This window comes from Burkholderia sp., assembly GCF_018375725.1.
GTDB lineage: Bacteria > Pseudomonadota > Gammaproteobacteria > Burkholderiales > Burkholderiaceae > Burkholderia.
The window spans coordinates 1-4,357 of record NZ_JAHACR010000329.1 but is presented as its reverse complement, the minus strand read 5'-3'; the positions used below and the strand labels follow the sequence as shown (position 1 = coordinate 4,357).

General features: G+C 66.0%; 2 protein-coding genes and 1 pseudogene. 1 reads left to right on the top strand and 2 read right to left on the bottom strand.

Going from position 1 to position 4,357, the window contains the following annotated elements; translation table 11 throughout:
- A pseudogene (locus tag KH616_RS21990) lies at window positions 1–955 on the top strand (AAA family ATPase); the annotation flags it as partial.
- 283 nt (window positions 956–1,238) lie between these two features.
- Here the strand turns inward: KH616_RS21990 and otsA are convergent.
- Both otsA and KH616_RS21980 read right to left on the bottom strand, forming a co-directional pair.
- Window positions 1,239–2,648 (bottom strand): alpha,alpha-trehalose-phosphate synthase (UDP-forming), encoded by a 1,410-nt coding sequence (gene otsA, locus KH616_RS21985; protein WP_292251273.1) that lies wholly within the window; start codon window positions 2,646–2,648, stop codon window positions 1,239–1,241.
- Window positions 2,649–2,922: 274 nt separating this feature from the next.
- Window positions 2,923–4,357: adenosylcobalamin-dependent ribonucleoside-diphosphate reductase (locus KH616_RS21980; protein ID WP_292251272.1), on the bottom strand; the 1,435-nt coding region annotated here is incomplete at its 5' end.

Sequence of the window (4,357 nt, the reverse complement as noted above, 5' to 3'; positions counted from 1 at the left end):
ACTCAATCAGCTGCTCGTCGAGATGGACGGCTTCCAGGCCAATTCCGGCGTCATCATCATGGCGGCCACCAACCGGCCGGAGATTCTCGATCCGGCGTTGCTGCGCCCGGGCCGCTTCGACCGCCACATCGCGATCGACCGGCCGGACCTGATCGGCCGCAAGCAGATCCTCGGTGTCCACGTGAAGCGCGTGAAGCTCGCGCCCGGCGTCGACCTCGCCGAACTGGCCTCGCGCACGCCGGGATTCGTCGGCGCGGATCTCGCGAACGTCGTCAACGAGGCCGCGCTGCATGCGGCCGAACTCGGCAGGCCGGCGATCGAGATGAGCGATTTCGACGAAGCGATCGATCGCGCGATGACCGGCATGGAACGCAAGAGCCGGGTGATGAACGAGCAGGAAAAAGTGACGATCGCGTATCACGAGGCCGGGCATGCACTCGTCGCGCAAAGCCGCGCGCATTGCGATCCGGTGAAAAAGGTGTCGATCATTCCGCGCGGCGTCGCGGCGCTCGGCTATACGCAGCAGGTGCCGACCGAGGATCGTTACGTGCTGCGCAAGAGCGAACTGCTCGACCGGCTCGATGCGCTGCTGGGCGGGCGCGTCGCCGAGGAACTCGTGTTCGGCGATGTCTCGACCGGCGCGCAGAACGATCTCGAACGGGCGACGGCGATGACGCGTCACATGGTCATGCAATACGGGATGAGCGAGACGATCGGCCTCGCGACATTCGACGATGGTGCGCCCAGGCCTGGCGTGCCTGCTGGCTGGCCTGCGGAAAACCATTGCAGCGAGCACACCGCGCAGATGATCGACGACGAAGTGCGCGCACTGCTGTCGGACGCGCATGCGCGCGTCGCCGCGACACTCGGCGAGCGCCGCGACGCGCTGGAACGGATCGCGAAGCGGCTGCTGCAATGCGAAGTGCTCGAACACGACGAGCTGGAAGCCTTGATCGCGACACCGGACGCGACGCAATCCAATGAGGAATCATCTGGCAAGAAGACAGAAAGCGCAGCGGTGTCCGATACGCCATACAGCAAGACCGCCGGCGTGCACGACTGCGTGACGTACAGCACGCGGCGTAAACGCGACGATCGCTGAAACACGGCGCATGGCGGCAGTCCTCCATGCCACGACGCGGCCGATGGTGCGTCGGGCATCCTGATCACCGGAATCGAACGGTCGCGGGGCGTGGGACGTCCGCCGTCAACGTTCCAGTCGCGCTGAACCGAAGAGACTACGGATGCGCCGCAGCCGCGGCCTCGGACGCCTCGGCGAGCGCTTCGAGAAAGCGCGAGCGCCACCAGTGGACATCGTACTTGCGCACGCTCGCCATCAGCGCCGCATGCCGTTGACGCCGCTCGTCGAGCGGCATCGTGAGCGCGCGCTGGATCGCCTGCGCGGTGCCTTGCGTATCGTACGGATTGACGAGTAGCGCCTCTTTCAACTGTTCCGCGGCGCCCGCAAAGCGGGAGAGCACCAGCACACCCGGATCGCTCGCGTCCTGTGCGGCGAGGAATTCTTTCGCGACGAGGTTCATCCCGTCGCGCAGCGGCGTGACGAGCGCGACGCGGCTGGCGCGATACAGGCCCGGCAGACGCCGGCGCGCGACGGTGCGATGGATGTAGCGGATCGGCATCCATTCGAGTTCGCCGTAGTCGCCATTGATTGCACCGCACAGGCTGTCCATCTCGCGCCGCAGATCGTCATATGCGCCGAGATTCTCCCGGCTCGGCGCGGCGATCTGGATCAGCGTCGCGCGGTTGTGATTCTCCGGGTACTGTTCGAGCAGTTGCCGGAATGCCTGCACGCGTTGCGGCAGGCCTTTCGTATAGTCGAGCCGGTCGACGCCCACGAGCAACTGTCGACGCGAATACTCGTCGCGCATCCGGTCGAACATGTCGATGCCGTCGCGATCGCCCGCAAGCGCCTCGAATTCGCCGACGTCGATGCCGATCGGAAACGCGCCTGCGGACAGCGTGCGGCCGAACGCATGCAAGCGGCCTTTCGCCTGACGCGCCGCGCCGCCTTCCGCCTCGACGTATTGCTCGAAATGCAGCAGATCCGCCTCGGTCTGAAAGCCGACGAGGTCGTACGCAAACAGCGAACGCATGAGCCACTCGTGTTCGGGGATGGCCGCCATGATCGGCGGCGCCGGCATCGGAATATGCAGGAAGAAGCCGATCGGATTCGCGCAGCCCATCGCGCGCAGTTCGGCGGCGAGCGGAATGAGTTGGTAGTCGTGCACCCAGACGATGTCGTCGGGACGCAGCAGCGTGCCCAGCTTGCGCGCGAACAGCTGGTTGACGCGGCGATAACCGTCCGCGAAGCGCCGGTCGAATTGCGCGAGATCGAGCCGGTAGTGAAATACCGGCCACAGCACGTTGTTCGAATAACCGAGGTAATACGCGTCGTAGTCTTGCGGATCGAGATCGATCGTCGCGAGTTGAATGCCGCCGACGTTCTGAATCTGCACTTCGCCACCACGCCCCGGCCCATTTTCGTCGGCGCCGCGCAACCGGCCGCTCCAGCCGAACCACACGCCGCCCGTCTCCTGCAAGCTATCCTTGACCGCAACGGCGAGACCGCCTGCAGCGGCTTTACGAGGGTCGGCAATGCGATTCGAGACGACGACGAGGCGGCTCACCAGTTCTCCTGACGAATGAAGGGGGCGTGAAATCGCGCGGCCAGCATGCGTGCGGCACCGCGACCATCTGCGCAGCATGCGTGACGGGCCCGGCATGACGCGTCATGCGTCACCGCGCATCGGATCGTGTCCGGTCGGGTTTGCTTTTTTTAGGATACTCGGCATTCATCGGTTTTAAAAGTCCGCATGAGCGCGTGCCTGCACACTCGGCCAAGCCGCATCGCGCGCGATGCGCACTGCACACATGGGAATCGATCCCGGATCGCCCGCTCATTCAGCAGGCGACGCAGGCCATCGTTTCTGCCCGCGCGGACAGCTCGCCGACGACCACGGCATCAAGCGTCGGATCGGGCCGAAAGACCGTGATGCCTTTCAGGCGTTCGCGCCATGCCGCGAAGAACAGCGAATCGACCTGCGAGAGCGGACAATGACGATCGATCATGACAGTCTTCGATATCGCGGCATCGACACAGGGTTGCAGCGCCGCAAGCATGGCCACATGATCGGTCGGCGCGACATCGGATGCCTTCAGGAAATAGCCCGGCAGCGGCACGCGCTCGCCGTGCAGCTGGCGAAACAGCCGATATGCGTGGTTCTCCGCGCGAAAGGTGTGGATACGGCCGTCACCGGTTCGCACGTGGCGGTGTTGCACCCAGTCGATCGCGGGCTCGATGCCGTTCGAGCAGTTGTCGCCGAACGCGAGGCTGACGCTGCCCGCCGGCGCGAACGACAGCAGGTGACTGTTGCGCAGTCCGTGGCGCGAGATCGCATCGCGCACTGCCATCGGCAACGGTGCGCGATGCGCAGTGCCGTCGAGATAGTCGGCCGGATCGAACGCCGGAAATGCGCCGCGCTCGGCGGCGAGACAGGCCGACGCGGACAGCGCGTGCTGACGCATCGTCAACGCAATCTCGCGCGCCACCACGCGCGCGCCGGCGCCGTCATAGCGCAGGCGCATCATCGCGAGCGCGTCGGCGAGTCCCGTCACGCCGACACCGATGCGCCGCTTCGCGTGTGCCTCGCGCGCATGGGCGGCAAGCGGCCACGCGGTCAGGTCGAGCACGTTGTCGAGCATGCGCACCTGCACGCACACCGCGTCGGCGAGCGCCGCGAAATCGAAGTGCGGCTCGCCGTCGATGCCGAACGGATGCCGCACCAGTCGCGACAGGTTGATCGGCCCGAGCACGCAACTGCCGTATGGCGGCAACGGCTGCTCGCCGCATGGATTGGTTGCGTCGATGCGTTCGTGCATCCGCTGCGGGTTGGCGGCATTGATCGTATCGAGAAAGAGCAGCCCGGGTTCGGAACTGTCACGCGCTTCATTGACGATCGCATGCCAGAGCGCGCGCGCCGGCAATGTCGCATACGCCCAACTGCCGTCGGCCAGCGCCATCTGCGCAACGCCGGGCGAGGCGGGCGGCACGCGGTGGCGGACCGTCCACGGCAGATCGTGCGCAACGGCTTCCATGAACGCATCCGTCACGCCGACCGACAGGTTGAAGGTCGTCAGCCAGCGGCGCCCGCGCTTGGCTTCGACGAACGCAACGACATCGGGATGATCGCAGCGCAGCACCGCCATCTGCGCGCCGCGCCGCGGGCCGGCAAAGGACAGCGAGCGGCACATCGCATCGAAGCGGTCGATCGCGGCGCAGACACCCTGGACGCCGACGCCAAACCGGTCATAGGCCGCCGTGGGCGGCAAGGAGGAG